This window comes from Microbacterium sp. LWO13-1.2, from assembly GCF_038397725.1.
GTDB lineage: Bacteria > Actinomycetota > Actinomycetes > Actinomycetales > Microbacteriaceae > Microbacterium.
Genome location: NZ_CP151634.1, coordinates 2,762,729 through 2,777,953 on the forward strand (window position 1 = coordinate 2,762,729; position 15,225 = coordinate 2,777,953).

Genomic DNA, 15,225 nt, shown 5'->3' on the forward strand with positions numbered 1-15,225 from the left:
TCGTCGCTGCGGTCCTCGCTCAACGACCGGAGACGCTTCTTGGTCGTTGAGCGAGCGAAGCGAGACGAAACGCGGCGCTCAGTCCTCGAACGGCCGGGCGATCACGTCGCCTGAGGCGGTCTGCAAGACCTCCCAGCCGGAGTCGAGTTCCGCGGTCGCGCGGCCCTCGAGCCAGGTGAGCGTCCAGTGGCCGCGCAGGCCGCGGGACTCGACCTCGGCGATCGCGGGGCGGAGCGCCGCTGGTACCGAAGCAGGTGGCTCCGAACCGGTGGCCCAACGAGTGCCCAACTGCATCAGACGCCCTCGCCCACTGCAGGCTCGACGGGGGCGAGCTCGATCGCGATGACCGCGAACGCCTCGGCCTCGCTGAACTCGAGCTCGGCGATTCGGCCGACGGCGCGCAGGTCATCGGCGGCGGCGCGGAGGGCGACGAGCTTCGCGGCGGGAGCGGCGATTGCTGCACGAGCGACCGGCGTCTTCTGCGAGGCCTTCGCCTCTGTCTTCGCACGACGGATGCCGATCAGCGCCTCACTGGCGGCAGACAGCACCGCAGGATCGCCGGCGATGCCGAGCGGCTCCGGCCAACTCGCGGTGTGCACCGAACCCTCCTCGAACCACGACCACACTTCCTCGGTGGCGAACGACAGCACCGGAGCGAGCAGACGAAGCACCGCAGAGAGGGTCAGGCGCAGGGCGAGTGCCGCCGATGCCTGCCCGACGTCGTTCTGGTTGTACGCGCGCTCCTTGACGAGTTCGAGGTAGTCGTCGCAGAACGTCCAGAAGAAGGCCTCGGTGACTTCCAGGGCCTTCGCCTGGTCATAGTTCTCGTATGCCTTCGTGGCATCGCGGATCACTCCGTCAAGCGCGGCGAGCATCGAAGCATCCAGCGCGTGCGTGACCTGTGCATCCTCGGGAACCGGGAACGACAGCACGAACTTCGCCGCGTTCAGCACCTTGATCGCCAGACGGCGACCGATCTTCACCTGCGTCGGATTCTGCGGGTCGAACGCCGCATCCATTCCCAGTCGGCTGGAGGCCGACCAGTAGCGAACGGCATCCGAACCGTGCGATTCGAGGATGTCCGCCGGCGTGACGACGTTGCCCTTCGATTTCGACATCTTCTTGCGATCGGGGTCGACGATGAAGCCGCTGATCGCCGCGTTGCGCCACGGTGCCCGGCCGTCCTCGAGAGTCGAGCGCAGCATCGTGGAGAACAGCCAGGTGCGAATGATGTCCTGGCCCTGCGGACGCAGGTCGAACGGCGCAGTGAGGTTCCACAGCTCCTCATCGCGCTGCCAGCCGCCGGCCAGCTGCGGGGTGAGCGACGACGTCGCCCAGGTGTCGAGGATGTCGGCCTCGGCGTCGAATCCACCGGCCACGCCGCGCTGGTCCTCGGTGTATCCCGCCGGCACGTCGCTCGTCGGATCGATCGGCAGCGAGGCGGCATCCGGGGTCAGCACACGGTCGTAGTCACGCTCGCCGTTCTCGTCGAGCGCGTACCAGAGCGGGATCGGCACGCCGAAGAAGCGCTGGCGCGAAACCAGCCAGTCGCCGGTGAGGCCGCCCACCCAGTTCTCGTAGCGCACCCGCATGAAGTCCGGGTGCCAGGCGAGCTCGGCACCGTGCGCGATGAGCTCGTCGCGCAGCTTCGCGTCTCTCGCGCCGTTGCGGATGTACCACTGGCGGGTCGAAACGATCTCGAGCGGGCGGTCGCCCTTCTCGAAGAACTTCACCGCGTGGTTGAACGGCTTGCCGACCGACGTCATGTCGCCGGTCTCCTGCAGCTTCTCGACGAGCGCCTTGCGGGCGCTGAAGACCGTCTTGCCGCCCATGTTCTCGGCGTACCAGTCTCGAGCGCCTGCATCCGACACCAGAGAAGGCGCTTTGGGAAGGAATCGGCCATCCAGGCCGATCGTGGTCATGTTGGGCAGTGACTCGTTCGTCGTCGTGCGCAGCTCGCGCCACCAGATGATGTCGGTCACGTCGCCGAAGGTGCAGACCATCGCGGCGCCGGTGCCCTTGTCGGGCTGAGCGAGGTGGTGTCCGTGGATCTCGATCTCGGAGCCGAAGAACGGGGTGCGCACCTTCGTGCCGATGAGGTGCTTGTGCGGGCCCTCCGGGTGCGTCACGAGCGCGATGCACGCCGGGAGCAGCTCCGGGCGGGTCGTGTCGATGGCGATCGAGCCGGTGCCATCGGCGAAGGGGAACTCGATCGTGTGGAACGCCGCCTGCTGGTCGCGGTCCTCCAGCTCGGCCTGCGCGATCGCGGAGCGGAAGTCGACGTCCCACAGGGTGGGCGCAAGCGCCTGGTAGGCCTCGCCGCGCTCGATGTTGCGAAGGAACGCGAGCTGGCTCTGCCGGATCGTGTCGTCGGAGATCGTGCGGTAGGTCTGGGTCCAGTCCACGCTGAGACCGAGCTGGCGGAAGAGGCTCTCGAACTGCTTCTCGTCTTCGACGGTCAGCCGCTCGCACAGCTCGATGAAGTTGCGGCGGCTGATCGGCAACTGGTCGGCTGCGCGGCTGGACTTGTTGTCACCGCCCTCGAACGGGGGAGTGAAGTTGGCATCGTACGGAAGAGTGGGGTCGCAACGGACACCGTAGTAGTTCTGCACGCGGCGCTCGGTCGGGAGGCCGTTGTCGTCCCAGCCCATCGGGTAGAACACGGTCTTGCCACGCATGCGCTCGAACCGCGCCTTGATGTCGGTGTGCGTGTACGAGAACACGTGCCCGATGTGGAGGGATCCGGATGCCGTCGGCGGTGGTGTGTCGATCGAATAGACGCCATCGCGGCCGGCGGCAGCGGCGCGGATGCGGTCGAACAGGTACGTCCCCTGATCGCGCCATGCGGCGTCCCACTTCGCTTCGAGACCTTCGAGTGCGGGCTTGTCGGGAATCTGGTTCTGAACGGACACGGCCATGGAGGTCTCCTCGAGCGATGTATGCGGCACTGTGTGAGCGTGCCTGAGTGTGGGTTGTGCCCTCAGTCTAATGGAGAGCCGATGACGAAGGATGAGGTGTAAATCGACCCGGTCCAAGAAGGGGTCGTAGACTGAGATGTCACCCCATCGCTCTTCTCGAGGACCTTTCATGCGCATTTCGCTCCGGCGTCGCCTCCTGCCCTTCGTCGCGGTCTCCGCCGCTGCCGCCCTCGCGCTGAGCGCCTGCGCGGCTCCTGGGGCTACCGAGGAAGGCGGCGGAGAAGTCGTCTGGGGTGTCGACGGCAGTCTGCTCGCGTCCGGCCACATGGACCCTCAGACGAGCCAGTTGGACATCTCCGCCGCTGTCCAGCGGTCCGTCCTCGACTCGCTGGTCTTCCAGAAGCCCGACGGCTCGTTCGGCCCGTGGCTCGCGACCGAGTGGACGGTGTCCGATGACAGCACCGAGTACACGTTCACGCTCCGCGACGATGTGACGTTCCACGACGGGGAGCCGTTCGATGCGGCGGCGGTGAAAGCGAACTTCGACCGGATCATCGACCCCGAGACGGAATCGGCTCAGGCCGCGAGCATGCTCGGCGGAGAGTTCTACGCCGGTACCGACGTCGTCGACGAGCACACCGTCACGGTGCGCTTCTCCCAGCCTTACGCGCCTTTCCTGCAGGCAGCGAGCACGGCGCAGCTCGGCTTCTACTCGCCGAAGGTGCTGGCCGAGTCCGCTGACGAGTTGAAGGTCGGCGGCCCCGGCATCACGGTCGGCACCGGCCCGTTCGAGCTCACCGAGTACACGCCGGAGCAGGAGATCGTGTACACGGCCAACGCCGACTACGCGTGGGCGCCGGAAGGCACGGAGAAGCCCGGATTCGAGACGCTGCGCGTGGAGATCCTCCCCGAGCCATCGGTGCGCGCGGGCGTCGTCAGCTCCGGAGAGGCCGACCTCGTCGGCCAGATCCCGCCGAACGTCGCCGCCACGCTCGGCGACGGGGTGACCGTTGAGGCCGTCGAAGAGCCGGGTCTTCCCTACTCGCTGTACCTCAACGAGAAGCACGGCGTCTTCGCCGACCAGAAGGTGCGCGAGGCGTTCTCCCGTGCGATCGACATCGATGCGTCCGTCGAAGAGATCTTCTTCGGCGAATACCCGCGCGCGTGGAGCATCCTCGGACCGACGACCCCGGGCTACGACGCATCACTCGAGGGATCGTGGCCGATGGACCGCGACCTCGCGAACTCCCTGCTCGATGAGGCCGGGTGGACCCAGCGCGGCGACGACGGCATCCGCACCAAAGACGGCCAGCGGCTGTCCGCGCGCTGGATCGCCTGGACCCCGGTGCCCGACGATCGTGCCGCGCTGGCGAACGCCATCCAGTCCGACCTCAAGGAGGTGGGCTTCGAGGTCCTCCTCGAGAAGCTCGAGCCGGGTGCCTACAACGAGCAGTACGGGCCGAAGACGTTCGATCTCACCGACTGGAGCTTCTCCGGCGTCGACGCCGACCTGCTGCGCAACCATCTGCACAGCGAGGGTTTCCAGAACGCCTCGCAGGTCACCGACCCGACCATCGACGAATTGCTCGAGAAGGGTGTCGCGACGACGGATGCCGACGCTCGTGCCGATGTCTACGGCGAACTGCAGCAGTGGAACGCCGAGCACGTCGCGATCGTGCCGCTGTACGTGCCGTCCGCCATCACCGCGGTCGGGGAGCGCATCTCCGGTCTGCAGTTCGACCTCTACGGACGTCCGCTGTTCTTCGGTGTGACGGTCGAGTGACCCGGCACGGCATCGGCGATACGATGCCGTAGTCAGGAGCGCAATGATCAGAAGGATCGTCGGGCACGCGGCATCCCTCGTCGTGGTGCTGTGGGGAGCGGCGACGCTCGCCTTCCTGGCTTTCCGGGTGATCCCCGGCGACCCGGTCGACGTCATGCTCGGACCGCAAGCTCAGGTGAGCGATGCCGTCAAGGACGGCATCCGGGCGGAACTGGGGCTGGATCGGCCGCCGCTCGAGCAGTACGTCTCGTACCTGAGCCAGCTGCTGCGGGGCGATCTGGGCGAGTCGTACCAACTGCGGATGCCGGTGGCCGAGGTGATCGGGCGGCAGCTCGGGGCGACCCTGCAGCTGACCGCATCCGCGCTGCTCATCGCCGTGGTGCTCGCTCTTGCCGCCGCGCTCCTCGCGCGGCGCTCGGTGTCCCGGGGAATCGTCGCGGCTGTCGAACTCGTCCTGCTCTCCTCGCCGGTGTTCTGGATCGGACTCGTGCTGCTGAGTGTCTTCGCCTTCGGTCTCGGCTGGTTCCCGGTCTCCGGCACTCGAAATCCGGCGACGATGGTGCTCCCTGCCGTCACGCTCGCCCTGCCGGTGGCTGCGCTTCTGGGACAGGTGCTGCGCGACGGCATCGAGACGGCGGAACGCCAGCCGTTCGCGACGACCGTTCGCGCGCGGGGAGCGGGTCACGTGCGCCTCACCCTGCATCACACGCTGCGGCACGGGGCGGCCGGCGCCCTCACCCTGACCGCCTACCTCGTCGGCTCGCTGCTCGGCGGGGCGGTGCTGGTGGAGACCGTCTTCGCCCGGCCTGGCCTCGGAAGGGTGACGCTCTCGGCGATCACCGACCGCGATTTGCCGGTGCTCAGTGGCATCATCCTGCTCAGCGCGTTCACGTTCGTCGTCGTGAATCTCGTCGTCGAGCTCGTGCACCCGCTGCTCGATCCGCGCGTGCGGACAGTGGCCGACACCCCGGACAGGACGCCGCGCGCATGAGCGTCGGACGTCGCATTCTCCTCGGCGCAGCCGTGTTGATCCTCGCGCTGATCGCCGTGGCGGCGCTCGTGCCCGACCTGATCGCCTCCCAGGATCCCCTGCAGACCGATGTGCGCAGCGCCCTGCAGGCGCCGAGCGCCGCGCATCTGTTCGGCACGGACCAGAGTGGCCGCGACGTCTTCTCGCGCGTTGTGCACGGGACAGGCAGATCGGTCGGCATCGGACTGCTCGCGACCGCCCTCGCCCTCGTCGTCGGTCTGCTGTTCGGCGCACTGGCGGGGGTCGCGCCCCGCGCCGTCGATATTGCCGCGATGCGCGTCACGGATGTGCTCCTCGCCTTCCCCGAGTTCCTCGTCGCTCTGATCGTCGTCGCGGTGCTCGGGCCCGGTCCCGTGAACGTCGCGATCGCGGTCACGCTCGCCGCGGTGCCGGTGTACGTGCGCATGGGGCGCGTGCAGACGAGGACGCTCGCCGTCGCCGAACACGTCGAGGCGGCTCGCATCCTCGGGGTGCCGCCCGTGCTCGCGTTCGTGAGGCATGTGGTGCCCAGCGTCTTCGGGTCGCTCAGTGTGCTCGCCACCATCGGGATCGGATCGAGCATCCTTGCCGCAGCCGGGCTCAGCTTCCTCGGCCTCGGCCCCGCGGAACCGGCACCGGAATGGGGCCTCATGCTGGCCGGCGGGCGCAACGTCCTCGGCCAGGCCTGGTGGATCTCGGTCTTTCCCGGAGCGGCGATCACGCTCACGGTCGTCGCAGCGACGATCGTCGGACGTCAACTGAGGGCCCGCGCCGAGGGGAGGACATCATGAGTGCGCTCGAGGTGCGGGATCTCTCCGTCAGAATCGGCGGTGCCAGGCCGGTGGAATCCGTCTCCTTCACCGTGGAACCGGGGGAGTGCGTCGCGATCGTCGGGGAGTCGGGGGCCGGCAAGTCGCTGACGGCCGCGGCCCTGCTGGGACTGACTCCGCACGTCGCCCGGGTATCTGCCACCCGTCTCGTCGTCGACGGCGTCGATGCGCGGTTGTTCGGCGAACATGAGTGGCGCCGGCTCCGCGGCGAACGGATCGCGCTCGTGTCGCAGGATGCTCTGGTGTCCCTCGACCCGCTGCGCACCATCGGGGCGGAGATCGCCGAACCGTTGGCCATCCATCGGCAGCTCGCGGGGACGCAGCGCCGCACACGAGTGCTCGAACTTCTCGACGCGGTGGCGATGCCGGAGCCGGCACGTCGGATCAGACAGTACTCGCACGAGCTGTCCGGAGGGCTCCGGCAACGCGCGCTCATCGCCTCGGCCCTTGCCGGCGACCCGGCGGTGCTCATCGCCGACGAGCCGACCACGGCCCTGGACGCGACGGTGCAGGCGCGGATCCTCGATCTGCTGCGAGGGATCGCGGATGCCGGCACCGCCGTCGTCTTCATCAGCCACGACTTCGAGGCCGTGCGGCGGGTCGCCGATCGGGTCCTGGTGATGCGGGACGGCCGGGTGGTCGAATCCGGTGCGGTCGCGGACGTGCTCGAGGCTCCGCAGCACGAATACACGCGCCGACTGATCGCAGCGACGATGCACGAGCCGCGTCCCGCCGTCGATGCGGGCGGCGAGCTGGTGTTCTCGTCCGTGGCGGCGTCGAAGGCGTTCGGCGCCATGCCCGCCGTCGTCGGTGCGACTTTCTCGGTGCATCGTGGTCGGACGCTCGGCATCGTCGGGGAGTCCGGCTCCGGCAAGACGACACTGGCCAGGATGATCGTCGGGGTGGAGCATCCGGACGCCGGCGAACTGCGCCGGAACGGAGCGCAGCGCGTGCAGCTTGTGCACCAGAACCCGCTCGGCGCATTCGATCCGCGATGGACGATCGGACGATCGCTGCGCGAGGCGCTTGCTGCCGGCCGGGTCCCGCGCTCGCAGCGTTCATCGCGCGTTGCCGGACTGCTCGTCGAGGTCGGCCTGGATCCCGCACTCGCGGGGCGCCGGCCATCAGCCCTCTCCGGCGGTCAGCGACAGCGCGCGGCCATCGCCCGGACCCTCGCCGCCGATCCGGATGTTCTGGTGCTCGACGAGCCGGTGTCGGCACTCGATCCCTCGGTGCGGGAGCGGATCCTGCACCTGCTCCGGCGACTGCAGCGAGAACGCGGGCTGACGATAATCTTCGTCTCGCACGATCTCGACGTGATCGCGGCGATCGCGGATGACGTGCTCGTGATGCAGGACGGGCGGATCGTCGAGCAGGGCGCCACCGGTGCCGTCTTCGCGGCTCCTCAGCATCCGTTCACTCGAGAGCTACTCGCGGCCAGCGCCGTGTCCTGAGCTCAGCCCTTGATCTGGATGCCGAGTCCGGCCGCAATGGTCGGGGCGAGCTGCTGCACCTGGAACTCGGTCAGTGTGGTTCCGCGCAGGCTGTTCGCGTCGAGGTAGGCGAGGGCATCCAATCCGCGCAGATCGACGTGCGTGGCACGCATGCCGCGCGGATCGACCTCGTCGCTGCGAGTGCTCGTGAAGCGAACCCGGGTGAGTTCGGCCTGCGGCATGTCGATGGCGCGGATGCTGCAGCCGGTGACCTCGATATCTTCGGCGCGCGCTGTCCCGAGGTTCAGGTAATCGATGCGCACGTCGCGGAGTTCGAGCTCGGCGATGCGGGCGCCGCTGAGATCGAGCGTCCCGATCCGTCCGCCGGTGATGCGAAGGCGACGGATTCCGGAATTGCGGAGTTTGAGGGAGGCCACCCTCATGTCGGTCATCGCGACGTCGAGGATCGTGGCACCGGTGAGGTCGACCGTGTCGGCATCCGCCGTGACCACGCACTGCTCCAAGGAGGCGTACGCGAGATCCGCTGAGCCCGCGATCTCGAGGCGTGCGGCCAACAGGTCGGCTCGACGGGCAGGAGTGGCGGGTGCGAGGTCCTCCGGGAGGTCGGGTGCGGTGACGCGAGGCGCGACGGGGGAGTCGGAGGAGCGGGCCATCCCTCGAGCGTATGCGGTGGCACGGACAGGGGTGGGTGAGCAGCGCGCCTCGGCTTGCTGCAACCCCGGAAGCGCAACTTCGCAGACCTTCCCGAACTTCGCAGGAATTTCAGGAGAGTCTGCGAAGACGCTGCAATTCTGCGACGAACGAGTTGTCCTACACAGGGGGTGGATGCTGGAGCCCGTCCACAGTTCCGGGATGCGCAGGGAATGAGCGGCGGTGGGATGCGGCATGCTGCCGGAATGAGCCAGGACAACCTCATCGAGGCCGTCACCAATGGCGGTGGTGTCATGCGCGTGGAGCGGCTCCGCGAACTCGGTTTTCGGCGCACACTTCTCGAGTCCGTACTCGCCGCAGGCCGACTTCAGCGCGTGCGCCGCGGATGGGTGGCGTTGCCGAACGTGGATCCGCTTCTCGCATCGGCGGCGCGGCGCGGCGTCGTGCTCACATGCATCACCCAGGCGCGCCGACTCGGCTTGTGGGTGCACGAGACGCCGGCAGCTGCGCACGTCGGAGCGACGCCAGGCAGCGCGGGTGGAAAGCCGGACACGATCCGCGTGCACTGGGCGCGGCCGTTGCTGCCACGTCACCCGGACTCGCTCGTGGATCCGATCGAGAATGTGCTCGCGATAGTCGCCGAGTGCGAGCCCCATGAGCAGGCGCTCGCGACCTGGGACTCCGCGCTCAACAAGGGACTGGTCACGTTGGAAGGACTCGCCGGGTACGACTGGCGCCCGGCGGCGCGGCGTCTGCTCGGAGAAGCGACGCCGTTCTCGGACGCCGGGCTGGAGACCTACCTTCGCCCTCGACTGCGCTGGCTGCGGCATCCGATCCGGATCCAGACGTGGATTGCGGGCCACAGGGTCGACGCGCTCATCGGCGAGCGTCTCGTGCTGCAGATCGACGGAGCACATCACGTCGGCCAGCAGCGCAGCGAGGACATCAGACACGATGCCGAGCTGAGGCTCATGGGATACCACGTGGTTCGCATCAGCTACCACCAGATGATGCACGAATGGGCATTAGTGCAGGACCTGATCATGCGAGCCGTCGCTCAGGGGCTACATCTCGCGTCGCGTCGCCGGGCCTGATGGGGGCGCTTCTTCGCAGAACTGCCCCAACTTCGCAGGAATTCCTGGAGAGCCTGCGAAGAAGCTGCGGTTCTGCGAAGAACCGCTGGCGCACGGCTCGGCCCCGCAAGGCGCCCGGATGCCGCACTCACGACCTGCGCGTAGAATGAGAGCACAAGCACTGATCCGGCCATCACCGGGGAGCTCTCGGAAGAACGCAGGAGACTGCAAGTAGAACCGAGCGGGGCAGGCCCGTCATCGCCGCAGTGAGAGTGGTCGCGTCGTGAGACGCAGCACGTGAGGTGGTACCGCGGTCTCGCAGGAGATCGTCCTCGCAGCAGCATCCGCCCGTGCCACCAGCTCAGATCACTGCGAGACGACATGACCTACCCGCGTTCATCCTTCGGACCCGCCGCCGATGCCTCCGTCGTGCCCAGCCCGCGCTTCCCCGAGATCGAGACCGAAGTTCTCGAGTTCTGGAAGTCGGATGACACTTTCCGTGCATCGATCGAGCAGCGCGACGGTGCACCCGAGTGGGTGTTCTACGACGGTCCTCCGTTCGCCAACGGACTGCCGCACTACGGTCACCTGCTGACCGGCTATGCGAAGGACGTGTTCCCGCGCTTCCAGACGATGATCGGCCACAAGGTCGATCGCGTATTCGGCTGGGACACCCACGGCCTGCCGGCCGAGCTCGAGGCGATGAAGCAGCTCGGCATCACCGAGAAGAGCCAGATCGAGGCCATGGGGATCGACGTCTTCAACGCGAAGGCGAAGGATTCCGTGTTGACCTACACCCGCGAGTGGGAGGACTACGTCACCCGCCAAGCCCGCTGGGTCGACTTCGAGCGCGGCTACAAGACGCTCGATCTCGGATACATGGAGAGTGTGCTCTGGGCCTTCAAGACCCTCTACGACAAGGGCCTCGCCTACGAGGGCTACCGCGTGCTGCCGTACTGCTGGCGCGACGAGACGCCGCTGTCGGCGCACGAGCTGCGCATGGATGACGACGTCTACCAGATGCGTCAGGACCCGTCCGTGACGGTCTCGTTCCCGCTCGCGGGTGCGGATGCCGCCGCCAAGGGGCTCGAAGGCGTGCGGGTGCTCGCCTGGACCACGACGCCGTGGACGCTGCCGACCAACCTCGCGCTCGCCGTGGGGCCTTCGATCGAGTACGTCGTGGTGCCTGCAGGGCCGAACGGCGTCGCAGAAGGAGCAGCAGGCGGTCGCTACCTGCTGGCGCGGGACCTGCTCAGCGGCTATGCGAAAGACCTCGGCTACGAGGACGGAGACGCCGTGGTGGCGGCCATCGAGCGCACCATCACCGGCGCTGACCTCGGCGGCCTCCGCTACGAGCCGCTTTTCGACTACTACGCCGACGTCGAGACCTACGGCACCGAGAACGCGTGGCAGATCCTCGTCGACGACTACGTCACCACCACCGACGGCACCGGCGTGGTGCATCAGGCTCCCGCGTACGGTGAGGACGACCAGCGGGTCGCCGAAGCCGCCGGCATCCCGACGATCCTCTCCCTTGACGATGGCGGACGCTTTCTGCCGAACGTGACCGATGTCGCGGGCGAGCTGTGGATGGACGCGAACACGCCGCTGGTGCGGCTTCTCCGCGCGGACGGCCGACTCATCCGCCTGCAGAGCTACGAGCACTCGTACCCGCACTGCTGGCGCTGCCGGAACCCCCTGATCTACAAGGCCGTGTCCAGCTGGTTCATCCGGGTCACCGACATCAAGGACGACCTGCTGGCGAACAACGAGCAGATCACCTGGGTGCCCGAGAACGTCAAGCACGGTCAGTTCGGCAAGTGGCTCGAGGGCGCGCGCGACTGGTCCATCAGCCGCAACCGCTACTGGGGATCGCCGATCCCGATCTGGAAGAGCGATGACCCGGAGTACCCGCGCGTCGACGCTTACGGCTCCCTCGAGGACATGGAGCGCGACTTCGGCACGCTGCCGCGCAACCCGGAGGGTGAGATCGACCTGCACCGTCCGTACATCGATGATCTGACCCGGCCGAACCCCGACGACCCCACCGGCAAGAGCACGATGCGCCGCATCGAGGACGTCTTCGACGTGTGGTTCGACTCCGGCTCGATGCCGTACGCGCAGGTGCACTACCCGTTCGAGAACCAGGAATGGTTCGACTCGCACTCGCCGGCCGACTTCATCGTGGAGTACATCGGACAGACGCGTGGCTGGTTCTACGTGATGCACGTGCTGTCCACGGCGCTGTTCGACCGCCCGGCGTTCACGGGTGTCAGCTGCCACGGCATCGTGCTGGGCTCCGACGGCTACAAGATGTCGAAGTCGCTGCGCAACTACCCGGACGTCTCCGAGGTGCTCGATCGCGACGGCTCCGACGCGATGCGCTGGTTCCTGATGTCGAGTTCGGTGCTGCGCGGCGGCAACCTCGCTGTCACCGAAGAGGGCATCCGCGCGGGCGTCCGCGAGTTCCTGCTGCCCCTGTGGAACTCGTGGTACTTCTTCGCGACCTACGCGAACGCATCCGACGGCTACGAGGCGACCTGGCGTACCGACTCCACGGACGTCCTCGACCGGTACATCCTCGCCCGTCTCGGCGACCTCGTCCGCGAGGTGCGCGCCGATCTGCAGGGCCTGGACTCGACCACGGCCGCCGGACGACTGCGCGAATTCGGCGAGACCCTGACGAACTGGTACATCCGTCGTTCCCGCGACCGCTTCTGGGTCGGTGTGACCGATGACCCGAAGAGCCGCGAGGCGTTCGACACCCTGTACACGGTGCTCGAGACGCTCTGCCGGGTCGCCGCCCCGCTGGTTCCCCTCGTCAGCGAGCGGGTCTGGCAGGGTCTCACCGGCGATCGCAGCGTCCACCTCACGGACTGGCCGGATGACACCGCGTTCCCCGCCGCAGACGAGATCCGGGATGCGATGGATGCCGTACGCGAACTGTCGAGCGTCGGCAACGCGCTGCGCAAGAAGGAGAAGCTGCGGGTGCGCCTGCCGCTGGCCCGTCTCACGATCGTGTCGCCGCTGGCCGCATCGCTGGGTCAGTTCGAGGACATCCTGCGTGAAGAGCTCAACGTGAAGCGCGTCGAACTGGTCGAACTCGGGGAGAACGCGGCAGCAGAGTACGGCGTCAGCCACAGGCTCAGCGTGAATGCCCGCGCGGCCGGTCCGCGCCTCGGCAAAGAGGTGCAGAAGGTCATCCAGGCGGCGCGCGGCGGCTTCTGGACCGAGGAGAACGGCGTGGTGGCGGCCGACGGCATCGCACTGGAGCCCGGCGAGTACGAGCTCGTGCTGGAGACCACGGGTCGCCCCGAGGGCGAGGCTCTGGCCATCGTCCCCAGCGGCGGCTTCGTGCTGCTCGACACTGCTCTCACACCGGAACTGAAGGCCGAAGGCCTCGCGCGGGACGTGATCCGCGCTGTGCAGGACACCCGCAAGTCCGCGGACTTCGACGTCAGCGACCGCATCCGTCTGGAGCTGTGGTTCACGCACCTCGACGATCTGTTCGCCGTCAAGAGCGCGTTCGCGGTCGCGGGCGTCGCCGAGGAGACTCTCGCAGTGTCCTACTCCCTCGGCGCGAAGGACGAGGTCGTGCTGGAGCATGGCGGCGGCAATTGGGGACGGCAGGAAGGCGGCTTCGAGTACGAGGCCGTGGTCGAAGCGGGCACCTACGCCAACGTCGGCAGCATCCGAGTGAGCATCGCCCGAGAGGGTTACCAGGAGAACGGGACAACCGCATGAGCGACCGCGAGCGCGCAGACGCCGTCTATGAGACCCTCCTTGCCCGGGCGGGCGAGCGCTGGGTTCAGCCGCGGAAGGAGCGCACGGCGCGGATCCTGGCGTTCCTCGACGACCCGCAGCGCACCTACCGGGTGGTGCACATCACCGGAACCAACGGCAAGACGTCGACGGCACGGATGATCGAGAGCCTGCTGCGCGCGCACGACCTGCGCACCGGCTTGTTCACCAGCCCGCACCTGGAGCGCTTCACCGAGCGGATCATGATCGATGGCGAGCCCATCGATGATGCCGCGATCGCGGACGCCTGGGACGAGATCGAACCGTTCGTCGACATCGTCGACGCCGAGCTGGAGGCGGCAGACGACGCCCCGCTGACGTTCTTCGAGCTGCTCACGGTGCTCGCCTTCGTGGCGGCCGCCGATGCGCCGGTCGATGTGCTCGTGCTCGAAGTCGGGATGGGCGGTGAGTGGGATTCGACGAACACCGCCGATGGCGACGTCGCCGTGTTCACGCCGATCGACATCGATCACGCGGACCGTCTGGGCGCGACCATCGCCGAGATCGCCCAGGTCAAGGCCGGGATCATCAAGGAGGGCGCCGCGGTCGTGTCCGCACAGCAGCCCGCCGAGGCCGTCGAGGTCCTGCGCAGGGTCGCGACCGCGAACGGCGCAACGATCGCATTCGAGGGCGAGGAGTTCGGCCTCGTCGATCAGAAGCTCGCCGTCGGAGGACAGCTCCTCACCGTCCGCGGTCTCGCGGGGGAGTACGTCGAGGAGTACCTGCCTCTGTACGGCGCGCACCAGGGCCACAACGCCGCGCTCGCGGTGGCGGCGGTCGAATCCCTCATCGGAGGCGGGTCGCAGCGCATCGCGGCCGACATCGTCGCCGAGGGCCTGCAGGGGGCGACCTCTCCTGGCCGTCTGCAGCTGCTCGGGATCGCTCCGACGGTGATCGTCGATGCCGCCCACAATCCTCATGGTGCCGCTGCCCTCGCGCTGGCGCTCGATGACAGCTTCGACTTCGACGAGTGGGGGATCGTGCTCGGCATCCTCTCCGACAAGGACGCCGCCGGCATCGTCGCCCGTCTGGCTCCGGCGGCCGCGCATGTCTTCGCGACGGCGCCGGATTCGGAGCGGGCGAGCGACGCGGATGTCATCGCCGATCTCGTCGAGCAGACAGGGGGGCGGGTGACGGTGCATCCAACGCTCGCCGAAGCGGCCGACGCGGCGCGTGAGTGGGCATCCTCCTCCGACCGCCGCGCCGTCGCCATCGCCGGCTCCGTGGTGCTCGCCGGTGAGGCGATCGCGCTGGCCGAGACCGAGGACTGGAAGTCCGGGTGGCGAGCGTGAGTGCTCCGGCACGCCCGGGGCGCCCGCCGCGAACCCTCGTGCAGAAGCTCGCCCCGATCGTGCTGGGTTTCGAGGCGATCGTCGTGGTGCTGGTCGGTCTCACCCTCTTCGGTCTCAAGGCGTTGCCCGCCGGGATCGAGCAGTGGTGGGCGATCGTCGGCGCCGCCGTCGTAGCTCTGGCGTGCATCGTCACCGCCGGCATGATCACGAAGCCGTGGGCGATCGGCGTCGGCTGGGTGATTCAGGCGATCATCGCGCTCTCCGCGTTCTTCGAGCCGACGATCGTGATCGTCGTCCTGATTTTCGGCGGCATGTGGGGGTATGCGACGATCATGGGGGCCCGATTGGACGCACGACGCCCGACGGAGCCCACGACCGAGACTCAGACTCATACTCAGACAGAGAGTGAATGAC

Annotated in this window: 11 protein-coding genes; 8 read left to right on the plus strand and 3 right to left on the minus strand. The window is 67.9% G+C overall.

Annotated features, from left to right (window positions below; genetic code table 11):
- Positions 1-78: 78 nt before the first annotated feature.
- Positions 79-294 (minus strand): hypothetical protein, encoded by a 216-nt coding sequence (locus MRBLWO13_RS13110; RefSeq protein ID WP_341974435.1) that lies wholly within the window; start codon positions 292-294, stop codon positions 79-81.
- Complete coding sequence (gene valS, locus MRBLWO13_RS13115) at positions 294-2,918, minus strand: valine--tRNA ligase (RefSeq protein ID WP_341974436.1); 2,625 nt, start codon at positions 2,916-2,918, stop codon at positions 294-296. Before valS ends, MRBLWO13_RS13110 begins: the two co-directional genes overlap by 1 nt.
- Positions 2,919-3,087: 169 nt before the next feature.
- Here valS and MRBLWO13_RS13120 point away from each other — a divergent pair, with 169 nt between their 5' ends.
- From MRBLWO13_RS13120 to MRBLWO13_RS13135, 4 genes are read left to right on the plus strand one after another with little or no spacing between them, the layout of a single operon-like run.
- Positions 3,088-4,701, plus strand: coding sequence for an ABC transporter substrate-binding protein (locus MRBLWO13_RS13120; protein WP_341974437.1), 1,614 nt, complete (start codon positions 3,088-3,090; stop codon positions 4,699-4,701).
- Between the two features lie 43 nt (positions 4,702-4,744).
- A complete protein-coding gene (locus tag MRBLWO13_RS13125) occupies positions 4,745-5,692 on the plus strand; it encodes an ABC transporter permease (RefSeq protein WP_341974438.1) in 948 nt (315 codons plus the stop codon).
- Positions 5,689-6,501 carry an ABC transporter permease gene (locus MRBLWO13_RS13130; RefSeq protein ID WP_341974439.1) on the plus strand — a complete coding sequence of 271 codons (813 nt, stop codon included), beginning with the start codon at positions 5,689-5,691 and terminating at the stop codon, positions 6,499-6,501. The genes MRBLWO13_RS13125 and MRBLWO13_RS13130 overlap by 4 nt, the downstream gene beginning before the upstream one ends.
- Complete coding sequence (locus tag MRBLWO13_RS13135; RefSeq protein WP_341974440.1) at positions 6,498-7,994, plus strand: ABC transporter ATP-binding protein; 1,497 nt, start codon at positions 6,498-6,500, stop codon at positions 7,992-7,994. Before MRBLWO13_RS13130 ends, MRBLWO13_RS13135 begins: the two co-directional genes overlap by 4 nt.
- Positions 7,995-7,996: 2 nt before the next feature.
- Here the strand turns inward: MRBLWO13_RS13135 and MRBLWO13_RS13140 are convergent, their stop codons facing one another.
- A complete protein-coding gene (locus tag MRBLWO13_RS13140) occupies positions 7,997-8,647 on the minus strand; it encodes a pentapeptide repeat-containing protein (RefSeq protein WP_341974441.1) in 651 nt (216 codons plus the stop codon).
- Between the two features lie 243 nt (positions 8,648-8,890).
- Here MRBLWO13_RS13140 and MRBLWO13_RS13145 point away from each other — a divergent pair, with 243 nt between their 5' ends.
- From MRBLWO13_RS13145 to MRBLWO13_RS13160, 4 genes are all read left to right on the plus strand, one after another.
- Positions 8,891-9,739 (plus strand): DUF559 domain-containing protein, encoded by an 849-nt coding sequence (locus MRBLWO13_RS13145; protein ID WP_341974442.1) that lies wholly within the window; start codon positions 8,891-8,893, stop codon positions 9,737-9,739.
- A 360-nt stretch (positions 9,740-10,099) separates the two neighbouring features.
- On the plus strand, positions 10,100-13,462 hold the full coding sequence (ileS, locus tag MRBLWO13_RS13150) for an isoleucine--tRNA ligase (RefSeq protein ID WP_341974443.1): 3,363 nt from the start codon (positions 10,100-10,102) through the stop codon (positions 13,460-13,462).
- Entirely contained in the window at positions 13,459-14,811 is a 1,353-nt protein-coding gene (locus MRBLWO13_RS13155) for a folylpolyglutamate synthase/dihydrofolate synthase family protein (RefSeq protein ID WP_341974444.1), read from the plus strand. Before ileS ends, MRBLWO13_RS13155 begins: the two co-directional genes overlap by 4 nt.
- On the plus strand, positions 14,808-15,224 hold the full coding sequence (locus tag MRBLWO13_RS13160; protein ID WP_341974445.1) for a DUF4233 domain-containing protein: 417 nt from the start codon (positions 14,808-14,810) through the stop codon (positions 15,222-15,224). The genes MRBLWO13_RS13155 and MRBLWO13_RS13160 overlap by 4 nt, the downstream gene beginning before the upstream one ends.
- Position 15,225: the final 1 nt, after the last annotated feature.